We start from the raw sequence: 23701 nt of genomic DNA on the forward strand, positions 1-23701 counted from the left end.
CGGGATCCGTCCCCGCGGCCAAGAGCCAATCACCGCCGGGAGCTTGGAACCATGGGCCCAGGGCCACCTCAGCATGGTGGTGACAGCACCACCATGGAGTCCTTGGCAAGCGGTATCTTTGCCAATGCATTACCAAACGCACCGCCAATTCCCTGGAAATGAAAGACCGGTGACCAGCCATGGACGCCAACGCCACCACCCAGCCCGCCCCATCAGCGGCCGCCCCCGGTCTCGGCGCGGCCATCGCCAGGGCCGCCGCCCTGGCCCGGCCCGCCGCGGCGGCCGCCGATGCCCGGGCGCGGCTGGACGCGGCCGTGGTGGCAGCCGTCACCGAGGCCGGATTCGCCCGGCACTTCGTCCCCCGCCGCTGGGGCGGCACCGAAGGCACCTTCACCGAACTCCTCGATGCCGCGGCCCAGTTGGGCGAGAGCTGCCCGTCCACCGCCTGGTGCGCCACCCTCTGGGCCTGGCACGGCAGATTCGCCGCCGTACTGCCCGAGCGGGGACAGCGTGAACTATGGGCCCGGGGCCCCGACACCCGGATAGCGGCCACCGTGGTGCCCCCGGCCGGCCAGGCCGGGAAAGTGCCCGGAGGCTGGCGGGTGACCGGCCGCTGGCGGTTCGCCAGCGGAGTGGATCACGCCGACTGGCTGCTGGTCAGCACCCCCGACCCGCGCGGGGCCCAGCACGGCCCCCTGGTGCTGGCCCTGCCACGCCAGCAGGCCAGGATTGCCGCCCCCTGGAACGGCGTGGGGCTGCGCGGCACCGGCAGCCATGACATCGCCCTGGACGGAGCCGAGGTGCCCGAGCACCGGGCCTTCTCACTGCCCCTGCTGCTGCGCGGCGATATGCGCCCCGGCCGGGCCCGCTGCCATGCGGTGCCCCCGGAGCTGGCCGCCGGGCAGCTGATGTGCGCCCCGGCGCTGGGCGCCGCCCGCCGGGCGCTGGCGGTGTGGACCGGCCAGGCCACGGCCAGGGCGGCCGAGGGCCCGGCCGCCCTGGCCATGCCCATATGGGAGGCACTGGCCCGCGCCACCGCCGAGCTGGACGCGGCCGCACTGCTGCTGCGCCAGGGCACCCGCCGCGCCGACCGGGAGACGGTGGTCACCCCCGAGCTCACCGCCCGTGCCCGCTGCGAGGCCGCCCTGGCCGCCGAGATGATCACCACCGCGGTGGAGCGGCTGTTCAGAACGGGCGGCACCCATGCCGGCGACGCCTCCGGTGAACTCCAGCGCGCCTGGCGGGATGTGCACACCGCCACCGCGCACGCGGCCCTGCGGCTGGGGCCCGCCGCCCAGGACTATGGGCTTGCGGTCGCCGGGCGCGCCAAGGCGGCGGGAGAACCGGCCATGGGCTGACGTGCGTTGACGGCCGGTGGGCGGGGTAGCAGGCGGGGGGTGACAGCCACTGATCGAGTGATTCGCCCCAGGCGCGGGCACGGGCCGGGCGATCCAGGGAAAGGGGAACAACCGTGACCTCCCTCGGCCTGCCTTCCACGATCCAAGCCTGCCTGTTCGACCTGGACGGCGTCCTGACCAGCACGGCCACCGTGCACGCCGCCGCGTGGAAGGAGACCTTCGACGCCTTCCTCGCCCGCCGGGAAGGGCCCGGCTTCCAGCCCTTCGACCCGGTCACCGACTACGACCTCTATGTCGATGGAATGCCCAGGGCCGATGGGGTGCGCTCCTTCCTCGGCTCCCGCGGCATCCGGCTCCCCGAGGGCAGCGAGGACGACCCTCCGGAGCTGGACACCGTGCAGGGTCTGGGCAACCGCAAGAACGCCCTGGTCCTGCGGAAGATCAAGGAAGTGGGGGTGCGGGCCTTCCCCGGCTCGGTGCGCTATGTGAAGGCGGTACGGGAGGCCGGGCTGCGCCGGGCCGTGGTGTCCTCCAGCGCCAACTGCCAGGCGGTGCTCGCCGCGGCGGGCATCGAGGACCTCTTCGAGGTACGCATCGACGGAGTGGTCGCCGCCGAACGGCACCTGCCGGGCAAACCGCACCCCGACACCTTCCTGGCCGCCGCCGAGGCCCTGGGCACCGGCCCGCACCAGGCCGCGGTCTTCGAGGACGCACTGGCCGGGATGGAAGCCGGCCGCGCCGGGGACTTCGGCTATGTGGTCGGAGTGGACCGGGTCGGCCAGGCCGACGCGCTGCGCAAACACGGCGCCGATGCCGTGGTCACCGATCTCGCCCAACTCCTGGGAGAATCCGCATGATTACCCATCCCGCCTATGTGGTCGAGCCCTGGTGCCTGCGCGAGCGGGAGCTCAACCTCGATGTGCTCTCCCAGAGCGAGTCGGTCTTCGCCCTCGCCAACGGCCATGTCGGCTGGCGCGGCAACCTGGACGAGGGCGAGCCGCACGGTCTGCCCGGCACTTACCTCAACGGTGTCTTCGAGTTCCGCCCGCTGCCCTACGCCGAGGCCGGCTACGGCTATCCGGAGTCCGGCCAGACGGTCATCAATGTCACCAACGGCAAACTGATCCGGCTGCTGGTCGATGACGAGCCCTTCGATCTGCGCTACGGCCGGCTGCACCGGCATGAGCGGGTCCTGGACTTCCGCACCGGACTGCTGCACCGCATGGCCGAGTGGACCTCGCCCAGCGGCCGCAGCGTCCGGGTGCGCTCCACCCGGCTGGTCTCCTTCACCCAGCGCGCCATCGCCGCCATCGCCTATGAGGTGGAGCCGCTGGACGGCGATGTCCGGATCGTCATCCAGTCCGAGCTGGTGGCCAATGAGCAACTGCCCGACCACGGCGGCGATCCCCGCACCGCCGCCCAGCTGAAGGACCCGCTGCTGCCCGAGCAGCACGCCGCCCAGGGCTCCCGCATCCGGCTGCTGCACTGCACCGCCCGCAGCAAGCTCAAGGTGGCGGTGTCGGCCGACCATGTGGTGGACGGCCCGCCGAAGACCGAGACCTCCGCCGAGTCCGTGGACGACCTCAGCCGGCTGACCATCACCTCGCGCCTCACCTCCGGCCAGCGGCTGCGGGTGGAGAAGTTCGTCGCCCACGGCTGGTCCGCGGTGCGCTCGGTGCCGGCCGTGCACGACCAGGTGGATGCCGCCCTGGCCGGTGCCACCAGCACCGGCTGGGCGGGGCTGCTGGCCGAACAGCGGCAGTTCCTCGACGAATTCTGGGCCCGCGCCGATGTGGAGGTGGACGGCGACGCGGAGATCCAGCAGGCGGTGCGCTTCGCCCTCTTCCATGTTCTGCAGGCCGGCGCCCGGGGAGAGGCCCGGGCCCTGCCTGCCAAGGGCCTGACCGGTCCGGGCTATGACGGCCACTGCTTCTGGGACACCGAGTCCTTTGTCCTGCCCGTCCTCACCTATACCGCGCCCCAGGCGGTGGAGCAGGCCCTGCGCTGGCGCCACAGCACCATGCCCGCCGCCCAGGAACGCGCCCGCCAACTCGGCCTGAAGGGCGCCGCGTTCCCCTGGCGCACCATCAACGGCGATGAGTGCTCCGCCTATTGGCCGGCCGGCACGGCGGCCTTCCATGTCAACGCCGATATCGCCGACGCCGTGGTGCGCTATGTCGGCGCCACCGCGGATGACACCTTCGAGCGGGAGGTCGGACTGCCGCTGCTGGTGGAAACCGCCCGGCTGTGGCGTTCCCTGGGCCACCACGACCACCATGGCGACTTCCATATCGACGGGGTCACCGGCCCGGATGAGTACAGCGCCATCTCGGATGACAACCTCTATACCAACCTGATGGCCCAGCACAATCTGCGCGCCGCGGCCGCCGCCGTGGAGCGGCACCCCGAAGTGGCCAGTGCGCTGGGAGTGGACGACGAGGAGACCGCCGCCTGGCGGGACGCGGCCCTGCGGATAAACCTGCCCTACAACGCCGAACTCGGGGTGCATGAACAGTCCGCGGGCTTCACCGGGCACCAGGTGTGGGACTTCGCCCGCACCAATGACGATCAGTATCCGCTGATGCTCAACTTCCCCTACTTCGACCTCTACCGCAAACAGGTCGTCAAACAGGCGGACCTGGTCCTGGCCATGGTGCTGCGCGGGGATGCCTTCACCCTGGAACAGAAGGCGCGCAACTTCGCCTACTACGAGCAGCTGACCGTCCGCGACTCCTCACTGTCCGCCTGCACCCAGGCGACCATGGCGGCCGAGGTGGGCCATCTGCGGCTGGCCTACGACTACTTGGGCGAAGCCGCCATGATGGACCTGTTCGACCTGGAGGGGAACACCCGCGACGGCCTTCATATCGCCTCCCTGGCCGGCAGCTGGTTCGCCCTGGTGATGGGCTTCGGCGGAATGCGCGACCATGACGGCGGGGTGGTGGCCTTCGCCCCCCGCCTGCCGGAACAACTGGGCCGTCTCGCCTTCACCGTGCAGATCCGGGACCGGCGGCTGCGGGTGGAGATCACCGGCACCACCGCCACCTACACCCTGCTGGAGGGTGCCGACCTGGAAATCCGGCACTGTGGTGAGCAATTGACCGTCTCCACCGCGGCCCCCGAGTCCCGGGAGGTTCCCGAGCTGGCCGCCGGCCCCGTGCCCGAACAGCCTCCCGGCCGCAGCCCCGCCCGCCGCCGCGCCACCAGGCGGGAGGAGGCCGAGAGCGGGCATGTCGCCCATGGCTGAGCGCGGCTACCGCGGCCCGGAAGGGGTCCCGGAGGAGGTTCCCGGGGAAGTGAGGAAGGCGCCGATCTTCCGTGCCACGGCCTCGGGCTCGTCCAGCATGGACAGCACATAGGCCCCCGGCACTTCGGCATAGCGCCCGGCGGGCAGCAGTTCGGCCAGCCGTCGCCCATGTGCGGGCGGCATCACCCGGTTGTCCGGCGACCACAGCACCAGCGCCTCCCCGGTGAAGCGCCGCAACGCCTCGGTGTCCTGGATGAGTTGGCGCTTGTCCAGCCGGCCGTGACAGTAGGCGGTCATATCGCGCCGGACGCCGGGGATGCGCAGAAAGGGGTCCGTCCAGCGCCGCACCAGCGCATCCGGGAGGGGCCGCCGGGCCATCAGGCCGAACAGCACCGGCAGCCGGCGCAGCGCCCCGATCCGCAACTGGCGTACCGCGAACCCCAGTCCACCGGGCACCCGGACGGCCACCGTCAGCATCCTGCCCGGCAGGCCCGGAGGGAAGTTGTCAAAGGCCTCGCAGGGGAGAATCACCTGCCGGGCGACCCGCTGGTCCCAGCCATGGGCGGTGAGGAACAGCGCCCCGCCCCAGTCGCTGTGCACCAGGGTGATCTCCTCCAGTCCGAGCGCCTCCAGGAAGTCGGCGACCAGCCGCACCTGCCCGCGCAGGGAGAGATCGGCGCCCGTCCGCATCGGCCGCCGGTGTGCTCCCAGGGGCAGCACCGGGCGGACGTATCTGAACTCCCGGGGGAGCAGCGGCATTACCCGGTCCCACACGGTGTGGTCCATCAACAGTCCGTGCAACAGCACCACCGGCGGGCCCGAGCCCTCGTCCTGGTACTCGATGACCCCGGCCGGTAGCTCGATCGTCCGCACGGCTGCCTCCCTTGGAGATCGCTGCCAACTCCCGCGGACCATCATCGCATTGGGCCGTCGAAGGCACGTGCGCCGGCGGCCCCTCGCCGGGCCTTCCGCCGTCCGGTGGGTGCCCATACCCTGGAACCAATTCCGGCATACAAGGGGGAATCATGGCGAACGAGGCGATGGTGCCCATGCCTTCCAAGGACAGCCCCGTCCGGAGCGGCAGCCCGGACTCCGCGGTGGACCGGGTGGCCAACTTCTATGGCGCCTATATCGACGCCGTCTCCGGCGGCACCGGTTCGCTGGCCGGCCGGTTGCGGTCCGCCTGTCTCACCCAGGACCTCCAACGGCGGCTCGCCGTCTGGGAGGAGGCCAACCACGCCGATGGCGTGCTGCGGGCCCAGGATGTGCCCACACACTGGGAGGTGTTCTATGACAACTCCGCCACCGGCCACCTCTTCACCAGAGTCGTCCTCACCTGGGGCACGGGGCCGGACGCCACCCGGACCACCCTGGATGTACAGAGCGATCTGCCCACCAAACTGATCTCCGATCTCCAGGGGCCTGGCAATTGAAGCCCAAAGGGCGTTTTTGCCTTTCGATAAGGAAGTGTTTAGGGTTTTTGCCCTAGCACGACCTCTCAGAGAAAGGCCCCCTCGGGATGCCCTTCGCGCTGCCGCGCCGACCCAAGAGCCGCCTTCGCCGGATGAGCGCACCCATCCCATCCGGCGCGGGCGCCGTTGACTGCCTGGTCCTGGACCCCGTGCAACTGCCCCTGCACCGGGCGGAGGTGTCCATCCGGGACGGCAATGACATCGAGGTCGTCCATGCGCAGACCGACCCGCATGGCAGGTTCGCGGCCACCCTGGCACCCGGCGACTACACCGCCGTGGTGACGGCGGAGGGGTTCCAGCCGGTTCGCCGGCCCTTCGAGTGCACCTCCGAGGCCCGTACCGCCCTGCGGCCCATCGGCCTGGACCCGGCCCCGCCCCCGGCCACTCCCACACCGGGCCGCTGGCGCATCGACCCCGACCACACCGCCGTGCGCTTTATCGCCCGGCATATCGGACTGGCCGAAGTACACGGCCGCTTCAACCGTTTTGAGGGGCAGCTGTGGATCGCCGAGCGGCTGGAGCAGTCACGGCTGGAGGTGTCCATCGAGACGGCCAGCATTGACACCGGAGTCGCCATGCGCGATGAACACCTGCGCTCTCCCGAGTTCCTGGATGCCGCCCGCTACCCCCATATGCGGTTCTTCAGTGAGCGCTTCGTCCACCGCGGCGGCTCCCGGTGGAGCGTCCAGGGCGTCCTCGAACTGCACGGCGTCAACCGGAATGTCTCCTTGGACGCCCGGTACCTGGGCATGGGCACGGGCGTCATGGGCGAGACCCGCACCGCCTGTTCGGCCAGTACGGAGCTGCACCGCGAGGACTTCACCCTCAACTGGCGCTCGATGCTGCAGCGTGGCATCGCGATGATCGGCGCCACCATCAAGGTGGAGCTGGACATCCAGGCGGTGCCGGAGATTGCCCAGCCGACCGGGGGCGGCACACCCGCGCGCTGACACCGCACTCGCCGACCGGGCCGCCGGGGGTCGCTGGGGCTGCCGCAGATTGCGGAGTGGATGTGGGACGCCGCCCCGCGCTCCCCCGAGCGGGCTCCCCGGCGGGCTAGTCCGCCAGGGCCTTGCCGACCCGGCGGGAGACCGTGAACTCATAGAGATCCAGCACGCCCGGCGGCTCGGCCAGGCCGGGGCCGCCGGAGCGTACCCAGGCGGCGATGTCGGCGAGCGCCGCGTCATCGTTGACCAGGCCCAGCCACACCGGCCTGCCGCCGGCCGCCCGGCCGGCGGCGGAGGGCTGGATCACCATCACATTGGCCTGGTCACAGACGTCCAGGCAGTCCGAGGCGCGTACCGGGGCGGCCCCGGCAAGGGCCGTACGGAGCCGCTGGATCTGCCCGGCGTGATCCACGCCGGGCACCTTGCGAGGGTCACCGCAGCAGCAGCCGCGGCACACGGTTATCCGGCACGGGGCGGGTGACTGGTTGCTGGTCATCCGGGCGATCATACGCAAGGCCCGTTTCAGCGGACCTCGACGGTCACCTTCCAGGACTGGACGAGCTGCGGGCAGCGGTGTCCCGGGCTGGTCACCACGCAGCGGCGGTGGGCGGTGATGTCGCTCCGCCCGGTGTGGGCGGACCGGAAGTGGGCGACGGCGTCACCATTCCCCAAGACCCTGCCGTCGAGCCGCTGGAGCACCGAGGGCGAGGAAGCCGTGGGTTTGTCCCACACCCACTTGACGCCCTTCCCCGGGACCGTGGTGAGGTGGACGCTCAACCGGTCGCCGGAATGGGCATGGACGGTGTGTCCATTGTCGTTGTTGGACAGGGTTACGGTGTCGCGCACGGCCGCGTCGGCCTCCGGGGCGGCCGCCGGAATGGCGAAGGCGGCGACGAGGGCCGTGGCGGCGAGCAGGGTCCTGCCGAGCATATGCGGTTCTCCCCTGGGACTTATGACCTTTGGGACTTATGGCCTCGTGGCGCCAGAGTAGGAGAAGCCGGAGGAGTGAGCGGGCCGGTGCCGGTGACGTTCACACGAATGGGAGAACCCGCCCGGAAACGGCGACGGCTGGGGCTCGCGGTCGGCAACCTCCGTGCCGGGGGCCATGGTTCAGGTCCTGTTTGTCCAGGAATGTCGCCAGTTCGGCTCGTCATGGTGGGCATTGCTGCCCATCGTGGGTGCGGGCGGGCTGCACAACTACCGGTTGCGCCTGCACGCCGGGTACGGGCCCATGGTGTGGCCGCCCGCGCCGCTTCCGGGATGCCCCCGGCTAATTGATGGTGTACGTGCTGCCGAACACGGTGACGGTGAAGGGGCCGTCCAGGTTGTAGTTGCCGGTCCGGGCGATGCGGCGGACGGCCTCCACCCGGTCCACCGACTTGCGCCATTCATCGGCGGTGTCCGGATTGGCGGGGTTGTTGAGGTCGTCCTTGCGGACGTCGAAGAAGGCGTCCAGCCAGGCGCTCTCGCCGGCCGAGGACGGGGAGCCGGCCTTGGCGTTGGTGCGGCTGATCAGGGCGGGCAGGGCGTCGTACTCCGAACCGTTGCCGTGCTGGATGGAGGCGTCATAGAGCTCGGCGCGGGCGAGGGCGGTGTTCAGGCCGAGCTGATCCGCGTCCCGCATCGCCGGGTTGAAGTAGCGGGCATCCACCTGGGCGTCCTGCACCTGGCGGAAGACCGGGTCGGCGGCGGCCGCCTTCCAGGCGGCTATGTAGTCGGCCTCGGGCAGACCGCTGGTGTCACCGCTGCCCGTGTCCGCCAGGCGCCGCAGCTCGGGGATGAACCGGGCCAGCGGATTGTCGGGGACCCGGTCGGTGTAGGCCTGGACCACCTGAAGGGCATCGCCGTCATTGGTGGTGAAGCCGGCCCGGCCGGCGGTGACCCCGCGGCCGTCATGGATGTTCTCGGCGTAGTCGTACTGGATCTCGGTGGTGCCGTTCTCGAAGACGCTGATCAACTGGTCGGCCCGGACGCGCTGTTCGGGGGTGAGGCCGTCGGCGGTCGCGGCGGAGGCGGGGGAGCCGAGGGAGAGGGCGAGAGCGGTGGTGAGGGCTGTTCCCGCGAGGGCGAGGCGGCGGGAGGGCAGGGAAGTGCGCATGGGGGTCTCCTGACCAAGGGGTGAAGGCGGCGGGGCGTCCATTTCCGCGCAGGCGGGGAGCCGGCCCGGGAGGTCAGTTAGGCAGCTTTCCTAACGGTCCAAGAAGCTACGCGCTCCGGCCGGGCCGGTCAATGGCCGGTAAACATCAATCAACTGCCCCTCCAGCCACACTGGTTGGGCTGTGCGGCCCTCGAGCACGGAAGTCCGGGTCGGACCGTTGACAGCCCGTCGGGCCGGCCCTTACCTTCCCGTTCAAACAACTGGAAACTTTCCTAAGAGTTCAGGCGGCGGTTCAACCGCGGCACCGGGGGACGGAGATCAGCACATGGCCACCACCAGAATCCCCTTGCCCGGCACCCCCAGCCTGCTGCGCGCCATCAATGACCGTGCCGCCCTTGAGCTGCTGCTCGCCAACGGTCCGCTCTCCCGCACCCAGATAGGCACCCTGACCGGACTCTCCAAGCCGACCGCCTCCCAGCTGCTGGCCCGGCTGGAGGCGGCCGGGCTGGTGGTCGCGGTCGGCACCACGGCCGGCGGACCCGGGCCCAACGCCCAGCTCTACCAGGTCAATCCGGCCGCCGGATATGTCGCGGGGCTCGATGTGACCAGTACCGAAGTCCGGGTGGCGGTGGCCGACATCACCGGCACCACCCTGGCCGAGCAACGGGTGCCGACCAAGGGCTGGAGCGCCGCCGCCACCGTCACCAAGGTCGCCGAGGCCGTCGCCGGGACGGTACGGCGGGCCGGGCTCGCCCAGGGCGCGCTGCGCGAGGTGGTCCTGGGCATCGGGGGCGCGCTGGACCCGGCCACCGGCCGGCTGCGGTATGCGGCGCACCTGCCGGGCTGGCACTCTCCCAGGCTGGTGGCCGAGTTGGAGGACGCGATCGGCGCACCGGTGTCCATCGAGAACGATGTCAATCTGGCCGCCGTCGCGGAACAGGCCCAGGGTGCCGCCCAGGGCTGCGAGGATTTTGTACTGCTGTGGGCCGGCGAGGGCATAGGCGCCGCGATCGTGATCGCGGGCCGGCTGCACCGCGGTTTCACCGGGGGAGCGGGCGAGGTCGGCTATATGCCGCTGCCCGGTGCGCCGGTCCCGCGGGGAGTCCGCCGGAAGAACTCCGGCGGTTTTCAGGAACTCGCCGGTTCCCCGGCCGTGCTGGCCCTGGCGCGGCAGTACGGCCTGGGCGCCCGGACCGCCGAACGGGCCGTCGCCAAGGCCCTTCGGACGCCGGGCGCGGGCGAGGAGTTCCTGGCCGTACTCGCCGGACGGCTGGCGCTCGGGCTGGCCTCCATTGTCTCCGTGGTGGACCCCGAACTGCTGGTGCTCGCCGGTGAGTTGCCCGGCGCCGGCGGAGAGCGGCTGCGCCAACTGATCCAGGGCGCGCTGCAGGAGCTGGTGATGCCCCGGCCCGAGGTGCGTTCCAGCACCGTGCCCGGCTTCCCCGTCCTCCAGGGGGCGCTGCAGCGTGCCCTGGTCACCGCCAGGGACGCCGTCTTCTCCACTCATTGATCCCCCCATGAACGCCGGCCCGCGGGGCACCAGCGAACGGGCCGTGCCTCCTGCCCCCCACCCCCCGGGAGCCCTGAGATGTCCAGCAGAACGCTCCGTACGCTCGCCGTCCTCGCCGTTGTCCTCGCCACTGCCTGCACCGGCCAGAACTCCGCCGGCGGCAATGACGATTCGGCCCCCGGCAAGGAGGTCACCATCACCTTCTGGCACGGCTGGAGCCAGGACAATGAGGTCAAGGCCATCAATGACCAGGTGGCCGCCTTCCACCGGCGCCATCCGAATATCCATGTCAAGGTGGTCGGCAATATCGCCGACGACAAGAGCGAACAGGCGCTGCGGGCCGGCGGACCGGACGCGCCGGATGTGATCTCCTCCTTCACCACCGACAATGTGGGCAAGTTCTGTTCCTCCCGGGTCTGGACCGACCTCGATCCGCTGCTGAAGAAGGACGGGATCGACCCCGGCAGGACCTTTCCGGCCGTGATGCTCGCCTACAGCCGCTTCCAGGACAGCCAGTGCGCACTGCCGCTGCTCGGTGACGCCTATGGGCTCTACTACAACAAGACCGCCTTCAAAGCCGCCGGGATCAGCACGCCGCCCAGGACCCTCAGCGAGTTCGATGCGGATGCGGTGAAACTGACCGTGCCCGGTGGCGACGGCTACCGGCAGCTCGGCTTTATGCCCGATTACCACGGCTATGAGACCTCGCCCGCGCACTACCTGGGGCAGTACGGTGCCACGTACTTCACCAAGGACGGCAAGTCCGATATCGCCACCGACCCCAAGGTGGCGGCAATGTTCGGCTGGCAGAAGAACCTCATTGCCAGGCTGGGGGGTTTCCGGAAGCTGGAGAAGTTCCGGGCCGGATTCGGGGACGAGTACAGCGCCAAGAACCCCTTCGAGACCGGGCAGGTGGCCATGGCCCTGGACGGTGAGTGGCGTACCGCCTCGCTCGCCAGGGACAAGGTGGGTTTCGACTGGGCCACCGCGCCCTTCCCGGTGCCGGACGACCAGGCCGCCTCCTATGGCCGGGGCTACCAGACCGGGACCGTCATCGGCATCGCCGCCTCCAGCCGCAAACGGACCGCCGCCTGGGAGCTGGTGAAGTACCTGACCAGCGATACGGACGCGGTGGTGGGCCTCGCCAACGCCCTGCACAATGTGCCGAGCACCAAGGCCGCGCTCAACTCGCCCGAGCTGGCCGCCGGTCCGGAATTCCGGACGTTTATCGGCATCGCCGGGAACCCGCACTCCTCGACCACCCCGCCCAGTCCCAACGGTGGCGCCTACCAGATCTCCCTGCAGGACTTCGGCTATGACTTCGAGGCCGGGAGAAAGACCGATCTCCAGGCGGGCCTGGCGGCCACCGCCAAGGAGATCGACGCGGCGATCGACCAGGCGAAGTGAGGCCCGCGATGGCGCTGTTGCGCTCCCCGGCGCCGGCGGCGCTGCGCAGGAAGCACCGCCGGGAGGCACTTCGCACCCTGGCCTTTCTCGCTCCCTGGCTGATCGGCTTCGGAACCTTCTTCGCCTACCCATTGCTCTCCACCGTCTACTTCTCCTTCATGAAGTACGACGGGTTTACGGCCCCGGTTTTCACCGGGCTGAAGAACTGGGACTATGTCCTTACCAAGTACCCGTTCTTCTGGCAGGGGCTGGGCAATACCCTGTGGCTGGTCCTGGTGATGGTCTCGCTGCGGGTGGTATTCGGCCTGGGCATCGGGCTGCTGGTCACCAAGGTCAGGACCGGTGCGGGGTTTTTCCGCAGTGTGTTCTATCTGCCGTACCTGGCGCCGCCGGTGGCCGCCACCATGGCCTTCGCCTTTCTGCTCAACCCGGGCACCGGGCCGGTCAATCATCTGCTGGGCGGCCTCGGTCTGCCGCGGCCCGGCTGGTTCACCGACCCCGACTGGTCCAAGCCCGCGCTGACCATGCTCGCGCTCTGGGGCATCGGCGACCTGATGGTGATCTTCATGGCCGCGCTGCTGGACGTCCCCAGGGCGCAGTACGAGGCGGCCGAACTGGACGGCGCCGGCCCCTGGCAGCGGTTCCGGTACGTCACCTTGCCGAATATCTCGCCCATTGTGATGTTCGCGGTGGTCACCGGAGTGATCCAGACCATGCAGTTCTATACCCAGGCGATGGTGGCCGGGAAGGTCGCCAGCGGAGTGATCGGCGGCTCCGGCCAGCCCTTTGAGCCCGGCTATCCGCATGGCTCCACCTGGACCCTGCCGCAGATGGTCTACAGCCTGGGCTTCCAGCGCTTCGACACCGGGTCGGCCTGTGTGGTCGCGGTGATCCTGTTCATCATTTCCATGGCCTTCACCTCGCTGCTGCTGCGGCGCAAGTCGGCCTTCCTGTCGGGGGAATGAGCGATGACCACGACTTCCGCCCTTTCGGTGCCCCTCCCGGCGCGCTCCGCGCAAGCCCGGGTGGCCCGCCGGAAGGCAGTGCTGAGCTGGGTGGGGATTCACTCGCTGGCCATCGCCGCCGCGCTGTTCTTCCTGCTGCCCTTTGTCTTTGTCTTCCTCACCTCGGTGATGTCCGACCGGCAGGCGCTCACTTCCCAGCTCTGGCCGGCCGAGTGGCACTGGGGCAACTACGCCAGGGTCTGGCACACCCCCGGCTTCCTCACCTGGTGGCGCAACACCCTGCTCTACGCCGCGGCCGGCACCGCGCTGACCCTGCTCTCCAGCCTCCCCGTCGCCTACGCCCTGGCCAAGTTCCGCTTCCGGGGCAGAAATACGGCGCTGATGGCCGTGATATCGATGATGATGCTGCCACCGCAGGTCACCGTGATCCCGATGTATCTGGTGTGGGCCAAGCAGTTCCATCTGACCGGCACCCTCTGGCCGTTGATCATCCCCATGGCCTTTGGTGACGCCTTCTCCATCTTTCTGCTGCGGCAGTTCCTGATGACCATCCCCGGTGAATATCTGGAAGCGGCCCGGATGGACGGCTGCGGCGAACTGAGAACGCTGCTCAAGGTCGTACTGCCGATGGCCAGACCGGCCATCGCGGCCGTCGCGCTGTTCCAGTTCTTCTACTGTTGGAACGACTACTTCGGCCCACAGATCTACGCCAGCGAGAACCCCGGCGCCTGGACGCTCAGTTACGGCCTGGAGTCCTTCAAAGGCGCCCACCACACCGACTGGAACCTCACCATGGCCGCCACCCTGCTGGTGATGGCCCCGGTGATCACCATCTTCTTCTTCGCCCAGAAGGCCTTCATCGAAGGCGTGACACTGACAGGGGTCAAGGGCTGATGACTGCACTGAAACTGGCCATCGTCGGCGGTGGCTCCACCTATACACCGGAACTCATCGACGGCTTCGCACGCCTGCGGGACACCCTCCCGGTCGGCGAACTGGTACTGATCGACCCGGCCGCCGAACGGCTGGAGCTCATCGCCGCCCTCGCCCGCCGGATCTTCGCCAAACAGGGCCACCCGGCCACCGTCACCACCACCGCCTCGGTCACGGACGGCGCCCGGGACGCGGACGCGGTCCTGCTCCAACTGCGGGTCGGCGGCCAGGCGGCGCGCAACGAGGACGAGACCTGGCCACTGGCATGCGGCTGCATCGGACAGGAGACCACCGGCGCCGGCGGGCTCGCCAAGGCGCTGCGCACCGTCCCGGTCGTCCTGGGCATCGCCGAGGAGGTACGCCGGGTCAGCCCGGACGCCTGGATCGTGGACTTCACCAACCCCGTCGGCATCGTCACCCGCGCCCTGCTGTCCGCCGGGCACCGGGCCGTCGGCCTGTGCAATGTGGCCATCGGCTTCCAGCGGAAGTTCGCCGCACACCTGGGCGTCCAACCCGAGCTGATCCGGCTGGACCATGTCGGCCTCAACCATCTCACCTGGGAACGCGGGGTCACCCTGCTCGACGCCCCCGGCGGTACGGCCGGCCGCGAGGTACTGCCCGAGCTGCTGGCCCGCTTCGGGGAGCGGATCGCGGCCGATCTGCGTCTGCCACCGGGGCTGCTCCGGCGGCTGGGTGTCGTCCCCTCCTACTATCTGCGCTACTTCTACCAGCACGACATCGTGCTGGAGGAACTCAGGGCCAAAGGCTCCCGTGCCTCCGAAGTGGCCGCCATCGAGGCGGAGTTGCTGAGGATGTACGCCGATCCGGAGCTCGACACCAAGCCCGGACTCCTCGGCAAGCGCGGCGGTGCCTTCTACTCGGAGGCCGCCGTACAGCTGATCGCCGCCCTGCTCGGCACGGGGAACGGCGCCGGGAGTGGCACCGGCGTGCAGGTGGTCAACGCCCGTAACGACGGTGTGCTGCCCTTCCTGCCCGATGACGCGGTCATCGAAGTACCCGCCGAGGTGGGCTCCGCCGGGGTCCGTCCATTGCCGCAGCGCCCCGTGGAGCCGCTGTACGCCGGACTGATCGCCCATGTCACCGCCTATGAGCAACTCGCCCTGGACGCGGCCATCATGGGCGGACGCAACCGGGTGCACGACGCACTGCTCGCCCATCCGCTGGTCGGCCAGCTGGACCTCGCCGAGCGGCTGACGGACCGGTTGATCGCCCATAACCGTGCCCATCTGAGCTGGGCGTGAGCCGGTGAAACCGGACCGCGAGCAGGTCCCCGGCGTCCTCGCCATCGACGCCGGGAACAGCAAGACCGATGTGGCCCTGATCGCGCTCGACGGCACCGTCCTGGGCACTGCCCGGGGCGGCGGATTCCGGCCGCGGCCCGATGGGGCCGACGAGGCCGTCGAGGGCCTGACCCCGCTGGTTGCCGCGGCCGCGGCACGGGCCGGCCGCACCCTCGGGCAGGTGCTCACCACCCGGGTCAGCGCCTGCCTGGCCAATGCCGATCTCCCGGTGGAGGAACGGCGGTTGCAGGCCGCCATCACGGCCCGGCCGTGGGGGCTGACCGCCGGTGTCACCAACGACACCTTCGGCCTGCTACGGGCCGGCACCGACGGACCGTACGGCGTCGCGGTGGTCTGCGGCGCCGGAATCAACTGCGCCGGTCTGCTGCCGGACGGCCGTACCGCCCGGTTCCCCGCCCTTGGCAAGCTGACCGGTGACTGGGGCGGTGGCCGGGGGCTCGCGGCCGAAGCCATGTGGCACGCCGCCCGGGCCGAGGACGGACGCGACGGGCCCACCGCCCTCTCCGCCGCCATCGGTGCGCACTTCGGGCTGCCCGGGGCCAACGCCGTGGCGGAGGCGATGCACTTGGGCCGGTTGTCCGAGGAGCGGCTGCATGAGCTCGTCCCCGTGCTCTTCGCCACCGCGGAGTCCGGCGACCCTGCGGCCCTTCACCTCATCGACCGCCAGGCCGACGAGATCACCCGCCTCGCGGTGGTGGCCCTGCGGCGGCTGGGACTGTTGGAGGAACCGGTACCGCTGATCCTCGGCGGCGGTGTACTGGCGGCCCGCCGGCCGGTGCTGACCGACAACCTGATGGCCCGGCTCGCCCTGGCCGCGCCCCTGGCCACACCCCGGATCGTCACCGCGCCCCCGGTCCTCGGTGCCGCACTTCTCGGCCTTGACCACCTGGGCGCGGCCCCGGCCGCCCACCGGCGGCTCCGCGCGGCGTACCCGACCGGCGACGAAGCGGATCCGCCGGTTTCGGCCGGCCCGGCACCGAGCACTCCGGCCATCGCACCGTCCGCTCAGCCGCCCCTCAACGGGCCTGCGACTGCGCCCCCTTGGGCCGCGTCCGGCGCAGCACGCCCGCATGGGGCGTGCACACCGCCGGCGGGACCCTGATGTGGCGTACGGATGGCGTCCGGTACTCCGCGCCCGGGCGTTCCCGGTCGGGGAACCAGCCGATGTACGCGGGTGAACCCCCGGCTGCCGGGGTGAGGCTCCCGGCGCGGGGCCTGCCCGGACCTCGGCACGGGGAAGCTCCCGGTGTGTCGTGGTACGGGTCCGCCCGTTCCGGGGTCCGCCGCCCATCCTGGCATTCCGGCGGCTCGCTCCCGGGCGGGCCCTTATAGGGGTCTTCCTCGGCGGACGGCGAATAACATGACGGAACGGCCCCGGCGGGCAGTGGCTGCCCGCGCGGAACGGCCGCAGGGGCGTTAGGAGTTGGCAATGAGCACGGGCTTCTCTCTGACCCGGACCACCCGTCCGGTGCCCGAAGCCGAGCGGGCGGCGATCCTCGCCGAGCCGGGTTTCGGCCGGTATTTCACCGACCATATGGCCTCGGCGGTATGGACGGCCGCCGACGGCTGGCAGGACCGCAGGATCAGGCCGCTGGAGCCCTTCACCCTGCACCCCAGTGCCGCCGTCCTGCACTATGCACAGGAGATCTTCGAGGGCCTGAAGGCCTACCGCCACGCCGATGGCAGCGTCTGGCTGTTCCGCCCGGAGGCCAACGCCCGGCGCTTCGCCCGTTCCGCCCGGCGGCTGGCCCTCCCCGAGCTGCCGGAAGAGGACTTCCTGGCCGGCGTGATGGAGCTGGTCCGCGCCGATGAGCCCTGGGTCCCCGCCGCGGGCGGCGAGGAGAGCCTGTATCTGCGGCCCTTTATGTTCGCCTCGGAGGCGTTCCTGGGGGTGCGTCCGGCCGCCGAGGTGACCTATGCGGTCATCGCCGGCCCGGCCGGCCCCTACTTCCCCTCCGGGGTCACCGGGGTCACCCTCTGGGTGACCACCCGCTACACCCGGGCGGCCAGGGGCGGCACCGGGGCGGCCAAGTGCGGGGGCAACTACGCGGGCAGCCTGGCCGCCCAGATCGAGGCCGCGGAACAGGGCTGTGACCAGGTGATGTACCTGGACAGCGAGGGCGAGGGCAAGCTGGAGGAGTCCGGCACGATGAATCTCTGCCTGGTCACCTCCGACGGCAGGCTTCTCACCCCCGAGCTCGGCACCATCCTGGAAGGCGTCACCCGGGACACCATCCTGGCCCTGGCCCCCGGCCTGGGCCTGACCCCCGAGGAGCGGACGGTCACCCTGGAGGAACTGCGCTCCGGCGCCGCGGACGGCACCATCACCGAGGTCTTCGCCGCGGGTACGGCCGCCGTGGTCACCCCGATCACCGGCTTCAAGGGCGAGGGCTATGAGTTCACCATCGGCGACGGCAGCCCGGGGGAGCAGACCATGGCCATCCGCCGGACCGTACTGGACCTCCAGTACGGGCGCGCGGAGGACAAACACGGGTGGCTGCGACGAGTGCTCTGAGGTAACCTGCCGCTTGCCTGGGCTGCGTTCCCCCGGAGTACCGTTCCCGGCATGGCAGTTGATCAAGAACTTGTGGACGCGGCGACAGAGCTGGCGCGTGCTCGCTTCCCCGGCCAGGACTGGTGCGGGGCCGCCGCGCTGCGGCTGGACGATGGGACGATCCTCACCAGCACGGCGCCGGAGGTGCCCAACAACGCGGTCCGCCTGTGTCATGAGACCGGCGCCATCTGCGAAGCCTTCAAGCTGGGGCGGCGGGTGGTGGCATCGGTGTGCGTGACCGCCGCCGACGGCGGTCGCGGGTACTGGATCCTGGCCCCCTGCGGCGTCTGCCAGGAGCGGCTCTTCGCCCACGGCCCCGATGTGGAGGTCGCGGTGCCCGAGCCCGCCGACCCGCGCCGCTGGCGCACCCTGCGGCTGCGGGACGTCCAGCCCCACTGGTTCGCACGGGTCTTCCCGGAAGACGTCTGGCCCTACACGGCCGACGACCCCCAACCGCCGTGCTGAGCAGGCTGGTTGCTGCTCAGCCGGTGGATCCGGAACGCTGGTGCCAGGACTCCAGCACCGTCAGATCCTCCTCGGTGAGCCGGAGGGCGCCGGCGGCCACGTTCTCGGTCAGGTGGTCCGGGTCGCCGGTGCCGGGGATGGCCAGGACATGCGGACCGCGGTGCAGTGTCCAGGCCACCCGGACCTGTGCCGCGCTCACCCCATGGGCGCGGGCCACGGAGAGCACCTCCGGGCTCTCCTCGGCACCGCTCACCCCCGCCTCGCGGCCCTTGGCGGAGATTGAGTAGAAGGGGACAAAAGCGACGCCCTGTTCACCGCAGGTGCGGACAAACCCGTCCTGCTCCGGGCGCACCCCGAGGCCGTAGAGGTTCTGTACACAGACCACCGGTGCGATGGCCTGGGCCTCGGCGAGATGGTGCGGCTGGACATTGGAGATGCCGAGGTGGCGGATGAGCCCGGCCTGGCGCAGTTCGGCCAGGGCCTCGAAGCGCTCGGCGAGGGAAGCGTCGCCGAGGATACGGAGGTTGACCAGGTCCAGGTGGTCGCGGCCCAGCTGCCGCAGGTTCTCCTCCACCTGGCCGCGCAGCTGCGCCGGGGTGGCGTGGTCCGTCCATTGTCCCGAAGCGTCCCGCCCCGGACCCACCTTGGTGGCGATCACCAGGTCCTCCGGGTAGGGGGCCAGGGCGCGATTGATCAGCTCATTGGCGGAGCGCAGCGAGGAGAAGTAGAAGGCGGCGGTGTCGATGTGGTTGACACCGAGCTCAACGGCCCGGCGCAGTACGCCGATAGCCCGGTCGCGGTCGCTGGGCATGGCGCCGGGGGCGAAGGCCGGCCCGTGCTGCGGCAGGCGCATGGCGCCGAAACCAAGGCGGTTGACCGTCAGGTCGCCCAGTCGCCAAGTGCCGGATGCCGCCGCGTTGATCGTTTGTGAGGTCATATGGGCATGCTGGCCCCGGGATAAGGTGATCGCCATTGATTAAGCGGCAGCCGAATCCTCGGGGGACGAACTGGTGGAACTCGCCTTCTCGGCGGGCGATCTGGCACGGGTCCGGTTCGCGGTGTCCCCCATGTGGGAAGTGGGCGCCAGCTTCCGGCTGCTGGCCTCCGGCCGCCCGCACCCGGTGCACCGGCGCTGGATCGGCCAGGTGCGGCCGAGGATCGCCGCCGCCGGGCTGGACCGGGGCTGGCTCGCCGAGCTGATCCCGCCCTCGGGCTATGTGCCCGATTTCCTCAACCCCGCCCCGGCGGGCCCCGCTCCCACACTGGAGGCCGAGCTGGCGGTCATCGTGGCCACTCCGGCGGAGCGGGTACGTGCCGATCTGGACCACCTGGAGCGTCACCGGGGAGTCCGGGGTGCCCGGCTGCGATCGCTCCACGCCGATCCACCGGCCCGGCTCGGGCGGGTCGCGGAGGAGATCGAGACCTATTGGGAGCTGGCCCTGGCCCCGTACTGGGCAAGGATCCGCGCCGTGCTGGACGCGGAGGTGTTCCAGCGGGCCCGGCAGGTCGCCGAGCATGGCGCGGGCCGCCTGCTCAATGACGTACATCCCTCGGTGAGTTGGGACGACAACGCGCTGCGGCTGGCACACCGGAAACAGCCACTGCCCCGGCGGACCCCGGGGGCGGGGCTGCTGCTGATTCCCTCCGCCTTCAAGGGGCCGGGGCTCTCCACCCGGGTGGCCCCGCCGGATCCGCCGCAACTGGCCTATGCGGCAAGGGGGGCGGGCGCGTTGTGGGAAACGCGTCCGGACGGGGGTGCGGAGGCTCTCGCGGTGGTGCTCGGGCGTTCCCGGACCCTGCTGCTGGGCGAGCTGGAGAGCCCGGCTTCCACCACCGAGCTGGCGCGGCGCACGGGGCTCTCCGCCGCGGGGGTGTCCCAGCAGCTGACCGCGCTACGGGACGCGGGCCTGGTCAGTGCCCATCGTGCCGGGCGGTCGGTGCTTTACGCCCGCACCTCGGTCGCTGATGCGCTGCTGGCGGCTGCCCCGTAAGGGGCGCGGGGCCGGTACTTATGCGGCTCCGCCGCGTGGGCGCGACCAGCCACACACAATCCCGCACCTGACATCTGACCGCAGTTCTCACGGCGCTCGGACCGCTCCAGCCCGATGCCATGGCCGCACGCCCTGACGGGGCGCCGGAGGAGCTACCCTGGTGCGTAAGTGGCTGCTGGGAGGGAAGTGGCCCTGGGCAAGGGGGCGTTGAGATGTCCACAAGGCTTGCCGGTGTGGTGATCCAGGCCGTGGACGTACCGGCGCTGGCCGGGTTCTGGGCGCAAGCCCTGCGATGGCCGGTCGCCGAGGAACGTGGCGTAACGATCCTGCGCTCCGGGGAGGCTGACGGCCCGGCGCTGCTGCTGGTGCCCGCCGACCGGCCCAAGGCCGGGAAGAACCGGGTGCACCTGGATCTGGCCGGCGGCCCCGCCGAGGTGCGCCGACTGCTCGGACTGGGCGCGGTGCGCGTGGACATCGGGCAGCGCGGAGTGCCCTGGGAGGTGCTCGCCGACCCCGAGGGCAATGAACTCTGCGTACTGCCCAGGGCGGAGGAGGACGGCCGCCCGGTGCAGATCTGCCAGGACGCCGCGGACCCCGCCGCCCAGGGCGCCTTCTGGGCGGCGGCAGCCGGATGGCACATCGTGGCGGAGGGCGCCTGGGGCGTCAGACTGCGCGCCCCCTCCGGATGCGGACCGGAACTGGTGATGGGGCCGCCGGTGGCCGCCAAGGCGGAGCCCAGCCGGCTGTATCCACTGCTGGAATGCCCGCCCGGCGCCGGCCCGCACCGCCTGCTGGAACTGGGCGCGATGCGGCCGGACGCCGGACGAACCGGAGGGGTGCCATGGGAGACCTTCACCGATCCCGAGGGGAATGAGTTCGGCCTCCTCGGGTGAGGTGATGGCACCGGTCACAACACCGGGTAGACCAGGGTGTCTTCGATGCCCAGCCGGGACAGCCCGGTATTGCGGTAGATGGTGGTCTCGCCGTCCGACCAGCGCACCATGAGGTCGGTGGTCAGGCCGGTGGAGGCGAAGTTGCCGGTGGTGATGGCCGAGGCATGGGTCCAGGTGGGGTTCTTGTCCGCCATGCGGTTCTCGGTGCCCAGGCCCGAGGTGGTGATGCCATGGTAGGTGTCGAGCTCACCGTCCACCCAGCGGACGAACAGGTCCCACTTCTGGTAGCCCGAATACTGTCCGGCCGTGAGCAAAGTGGCGTCCTTCCAGGTGCTGTTGGGCTTCAGCAGCTGGTGCTCCTGGCCGAACCCGCCCTGCCCGGTATTGGTGTAGAGAGTGACCTCGCCGTCCACCCAGCGCACCATGAGGTCGGTGACATAGGTGTCGGCGACAAACCGGCCCGCCGCGATCTGGGTGGCGTTCTTCCACACCGAGCCGGGGGCCGCCAGCCGGATGCCGTCCCAGTTGACGCCCCGGCTGCCCACATCCGGATAGAGGGTGACCTCGCCGTCCGACCAACGCACCAGCAGATCGAACTGGTTGGAGCCGGCGAAGTCCCCGGCGGTGATGGTCTCGGCATGGGTCCAGGTGCCATTGTGCGCCACCAGCTGCCGCTCACCGCTGAAGTCGTCGTCCCCGTCTCCGGTGTAGAGGGTGACCTCGCCGTCCGTCCACACCACCAGCAGCCCGTCCCGGCCGGTGCCGGAGAAGTCACCGGAGGCCATCAGCCTGGCGTGCTTCCAGGTGTCATAGGTGCCGATGGAATAGGGCAGCTGCGGCTGCTGGTACGGGTCGGGGCGCGAGACGCTGCCGTGCTGGGCGTCCTCGTAGAGGCGGAAGAACCAGTCCTGGTGCAGCGGGCTGTAGGTCAGCCGGTTGTAGAGCGGATTGCTGTCCGGGACATTGGGTCCGCCGCCGTTGAAGCCGCCGACATTGCCGATGATCTCGCCCGTCCCCTTGTCCTCATCGACCCTGGAGAACCAGGGCCCGCCCGAGACGCCACCCCACATACCGGCGCAGTCCACCCGCATCTGGTAGTAGTGCGGCAGTGCTCCGGTGCGGGTGTAGCAACGCACCGGGGTGTCCGAGCTGTTGTGTTTGACGGACGGGTAACCGACCACCGTGACAGCGTTCTTGGCGCCCGGCGTCCGGGCCAGGGTGCTGCCCCCGACCACGTCCTGGACCTTGCGGCCGTCCTCGTTGGGGCCCAGCCGGGCGAAGGAGAAGTCCAGATCCGACTCTTTGCCCGTGCTGTTCGCGGTGTACCGGGGATCCTTGAACCACTTGTCGGCCAGGACCGGGAACACCCCGTAGGGCTGCCGGTCCAGGGACTTGGAGCCGTCGTAGCGCGGGATGAAGGCGGCCCTGGCGCCGTTGACACAGTGGCCGGCGGACAGGATCAGGTCATGACCGGCGCTGCGCACCACGCTCGCCGAGCAGAAGTGGTGCTTCTCGCCGCTGCTCACCAGGAAGAGCACGCCCACGGACTTCAGTCCGGGGAAGTGCACGGAGCTGTCGTGGATCAGATCGGGGTGGGCGTGGGGCGGCGCGGCCGCGGGTCTGGGCGGCGCGCTGCGGCCACCCAGCGGAGTGGCGGAATCGATGCGCTGGGGGGTCCAGTAGCGGATGGCGTCCCGGGCGGACCAGTTGCCGGGCCGGGGCGCGGGTGAGGGACCGGCTGCGTTCGCGGCGGCCGCGCCCAGCGGCAGCATCAGGCCGCATACGGAGGCGAGGATCAGGCCGCGGATACGAGATATGCGCAAGTGAACTCCCTTCCCTGGACGGGGCGGTGGGTCTGCGCCTTGTCGCACGCACGATAGACGTCGCACGCACGATAGACCTCGCCAACGGGAGCGGACAGCCCTGGCGTCCCCCCGCGCGGTGCGGACTCCGCGGCCCGGGCAGGCATCTGCTGCCCGGGCCGTGGACCCGGAGAACCGGAAGGGCCGTAAGCGGACCCTTACGCCACCCGCTCCGCGCGCTCGATGAGCACGTCGTCCTTGGGAACGTCCTGGTGGAAGCCGCGCGAGCCGGTGGGCACGGCCTTGATGGAGTCAACGACCTCCCTGCCCTCGACGACCTCGCCGAAGACCGCGTAGCCCCAGCCGCTGGGGGACTTGGAGCTGAAGTTGAGGAAGTCGTTGTCGCTGACGTTGATGAAGAACTGCGCGGTCGCCGAGTGCGGGTCGTTGGTACGGGCCATGGCGACGCTGTAGGCGGTGTTCTTCAGACCGTTGTCCGCCTCGTTCTCGACGGGCGCGTTGGTCTTCTTCTGGTCCATGCCGGGGGTGAAGCCGCCGCCCTGGACCATAAAGCCGGGGATGACCCGGTGGAAGATGGTGCCGTTGTAGTGGCCTGCGTCGACATAGGAGAGGAAGTTCGCGACGGTCTTGGGCGCCTTCTCCTCGTTGAGCGCCAGCACGATGTCACCGTGGTTGGTGCTCAGCCGGACCTTGGCCATGAAGTGCTCCGTGTGTGT

At 70.4% G+C, this 23701-nt stretch carries 22 protein-coding genes; 15 read left to right on the forward strand and 7 right to left on the reverse strand.

The window, feature by feature from the left end; translation table 11 throughout:
- Nucleotides 1-179: 179 nt before the first annotated feature.
- The 3 genes from CV755_RS11710 (at nt 180) to CV755_RS11720 (ending at nt 4605) form a co-directional block, all read left to right on the forward strand.
- On the forward strand, nt 180-1358 hold the full coding sequence (locus CV755_RS11710) for an acyl-CoA dehydrogenase family protein (RefSeq protein WP_109280147.1): 1179 nt from the start codon (nt 180-182) through the stop codon (nt 1356-1358).
- Nucleotides 1359-1471: 113 nt separating this feature from the next.
- Nucleotides 1472-2215: an HAD family hydrolase gene (locus CV755_RS11715; RefSeq protein WP_109280148.1), complete on the forward strand. Its 744-nt coding sequence runs from the start codon at nt 1472-1474 to the stop codon at nt 2213-2215.
- A complete protein-coding gene (locus CV755_RS11720; RefSeq protein ID WP_109280149.1) occupies nt 2212-4605 on the forward strand; it encodes a glycoside hydrolase family 65 protein in 2394 nt (797 codons plus the stop codon). The genes CV755_RS11715 and CV755_RS11720 overlap by 4 nt, the downstream gene beginning before the upstream one ends.
- 6 nt (nt 4606-4611) lie before the next feature.
- On the opposite strand, the gene CV755_RS11725 is transcribed toward CV755_RS11720, so the two are convergent.
- A complete protein-coding gene (locus CV755_RS11725) occupies nt 4612-5478 on the reverse strand; it encodes an alpha/beta fold hydrolase (protein ID WP_206608417.1) in 867 nt (288 codons plus the stop codon).
- A 152-nt stretch (nt 5479-5630) separates the two neighbouring features.
- Here CV755_RS11725 and CV755_RS11730 point away from each other — a divergent pair, with 152 nt between their 5' ends.
- The gene (locus tag CV755_RS11730; RefSeq protein WP_241561138.1) at nt 5631-6038 is read left to right on the forward strand and encodes a hypothetical protein; all 408 of its coding nucleotides are present in this window, start codon (nt 5631-5633) and stop codon (nt 6036-6038) included.
- Between the two features lie 131 nt (nt 6039-6169).
- Nucleotides 6170-7027 (forward strand): YceI family protein, encoded by an 858-nt coding sequence (locus CV755_RS11735; RefSeq protein WP_241561139.1) that lies wholly within the window; start codon nt 6170-6172, stop codon nt 7025-7027.
- Between the two features lie 106 nt (nt 7028-7133).
- On the opposite strand, the gene CV755_RS11740 is transcribed toward CV755_RS11735, so the two are convergent.
- The 3 genes from CV755_RS11740 to CV755_RS11750 form a co-directional block, all read right to left on the reverse strand.
- Nucleotides 7134-7520: a (2Fe-2S) ferredoxin domain-containing protein gene (locus CV755_RS11740; protein WP_241561140.1), complete on the reverse strand. Its 387-nt coding sequence runs from the start codon at nt 7518-7520 to the stop codon at nt 7134-7136.
- 26 nt (nt 7521-7546) lie between these two features.
- Nucleotides 7547-7954 carry a hypothetical protein gene (locus tag CV755_RS11745; RefSeq protein ID WP_109280152.1) on the reverse strand — a complete coding sequence of 136 codons (408 nt, stop codon included), beginning with the start codon at nt 7952-7954 and terminating at the stop codon, nt 7547-7549.
- A 340-nt stretch (nt 7955-8294) separates the two neighbouring features.
- Nucleotides 8295-9122 (reverse strand): chitosanase, encoded by an 828-nt coding sequence (locus CV755_RS11750; RefSeq protein ID WP_109280153.1) that lies wholly within the window; start codon nt 9120-9122, stop codon nt 8295-8297.
- Between the two features lie 325 nt (nt 9123-9447).
- On the opposite strand from CV755_RS11750, the gene CV755_RS11755 reads away from it, so the two are divergent.
- The 8 genes from CV755_RS11755 (at nt 9448) to CV755_RS11790 (ending at nt 18278) form a co-directional block, all read left to right on the forward strand.
- Nucleotides 9448-10632 (forward strand): ROK family transcriptional regulator, encoded by a 1185-nt coding sequence (locus CV755_RS11755; RefSeq protein WP_109280154.1) that lies wholly within the window; start codon nt 9448-9450, stop codon nt 10630-10632.
- Nucleotides 10633-10710: 78 nt separating this feature from the next.
- Nucleotides 10711-12039 carry an extracellular solute-binding protein gene (locus CV755_RS11760; RefSeq protein ID WP_109280155.1) on the forward strand — a complete coding sequence of 443 codons (1329 nt, stop codon included), beginning with the start codon at nt 10711-10713 and terminating at the stop codon, nt 12037-12039.
- 8 nt (nt 12040-12047) lie between these two features.
- On the forward strand, nt 12048-13004 hold the full coding sequence (locus CV755_RS11765; RefSeq protein ID WP_109280156.1) for a carbohydrate ABC transporter permease: 957 nt from the start codon (nt 12048-12050) through the stop codon (nt 13002-13004).
- Nucleotides 13005-13007: 3 nt separating this feature from the next.
- Entirely contained in the window at nt 13008-13898 is an 891-nt protein-coding gene (locus CV755_RS11770) for a carbohydrate ABC transporter permease (protein WP_109280157.1), read from the forward strand.
- An 8-nt stretch (nt 13899-13906) separates the two neighbouring features.
- On the forward strand, nt 13907-15199 hold the full coding sequence (locus CV755_RS11775) for a 6-phospho-beta-glucosidase (RefSeq protein WP_161968668.1): 1293 nt from the start codon (nt 13907-13909) through the stop codon (nt 15197-15199).
- A gap of 4 nt (nt 15200-15203) precedes the next feature.
- The gene (locus tag CV755_RS11780; protein WP_109280159.1) at nt 15204-16361 is read left to right on the forward strand and encodes an N-acetylglucosamine kinase; all 1158 of its coding nucleotides are present in this window, start codon (nt 15204-15206) and stop codon (nt 16359-16361) included.
- Between the two features lie 327 nt (nt 16362-16688).
- The gene (locus CV755_RS11785) at nt 16689-17774 is read left to right on the forward strand and encodes a branched-chain amino acid aminotransferase (RefSeq protein WP_109280160.1); all 1086 of its coding nucleotides are present in this window, start codon (nt 16689-16691) and stop codon (nt 17772-17774) included.
- A 51-nt stretch (nt 17775-17825) separates the two neighbouring features.
- Nucleotides 17826-18278: a cytidine deaminase gene (locus tag CV755_RS11790; RefSeq protein WP_109280161.1), complete on the forward strand. Its 453-nt coding sequence runs from the start codon at nt 17826-17828 to the stop codon at nt 18276-18278.
- Nucleotides 18279-18294: 16 nt separating this feature from the next.
- Here the strand turns inward: CV755_RS11790 and CV755_RS11795 are convergent, their stop codons facing one another.
- A complete protein-coding gene (locus tag CV755_RS11795) occupies nt 18295-19215 on the reverse strand; it encodes an aldo/keto reductase (RefSeq protein ID WP_109280205.1) in 921 nt (306 codons plus the stop codon).
- A gap of 130 nt (nt 19216-19345) precedes the next feature.
- Between CV755_RS11795 and CV755_RS11800 the strand changes: the two genes are divergently transcribed.
- Both CV755_RS11800 and CV755_RS11805 read left to right on the forward strand, forming a co-directional pair.
- The gene (locus CV755_RS11800; protein ID WP_109280206.1) at nt 19346-20269 is read left to right on the forward strand and encodes an ArsR/SmtB family transcription factor; all 924 of its coding nucleotides are present in this window, start codon (nt 19346-19348) and stop codon (nt 20267-20269) included.
- 212 nt (nt 20270-20481) lie between these two features.
- Complete coding sequence (locus CV755_RS11805; RefSeq protein WP_109280162.1) at nt 20482-21162, forward strand: VOC family protein; 681 nt, start codon at nt 20482-20484, stop codon at nt 21160-21162.
- Between the two features lie 14 nt (nt 21163-21176).
- Here CV755_RS11805 and CV755_RS11810 read toward each other — a convergent pair whose 3' ends face one another.
- Nucleotides 21177-22985, reverse strand: coding sequence for a trypsin-like serine peptidase (locus tag CV755_RS11810; protein ID WP_241561141.1), 1809 nt, complete (start codon nt 22983-22985; stop codon nt 21177-21179).
- Between the two features lie 197 nt (nt 22986-23182).
- Nucleotides 23183-23683 (reverse strand): peptidylprolyl isomerase, encoded by a 501-nt coding sequence (locus CV755_RS11815; RefSeq protein ID WP_109280163.1) that lies wholly within the window; start codon nt 23681-23683, stop codon nt 23183-23185.
- Nucleotides 23684-23701 lie beyond the last annotated feature (18 nt).

The organism is Streptomyces orinoci, from assembly GCF_003121295.1.
Taxonomy (GTDB): domain Bacteria; phylum Actinomycetota; class Actinomycetes; order Streptomycetales; family Streptomycetaceae; genus Streptomyces; species Streptomyces orinoci.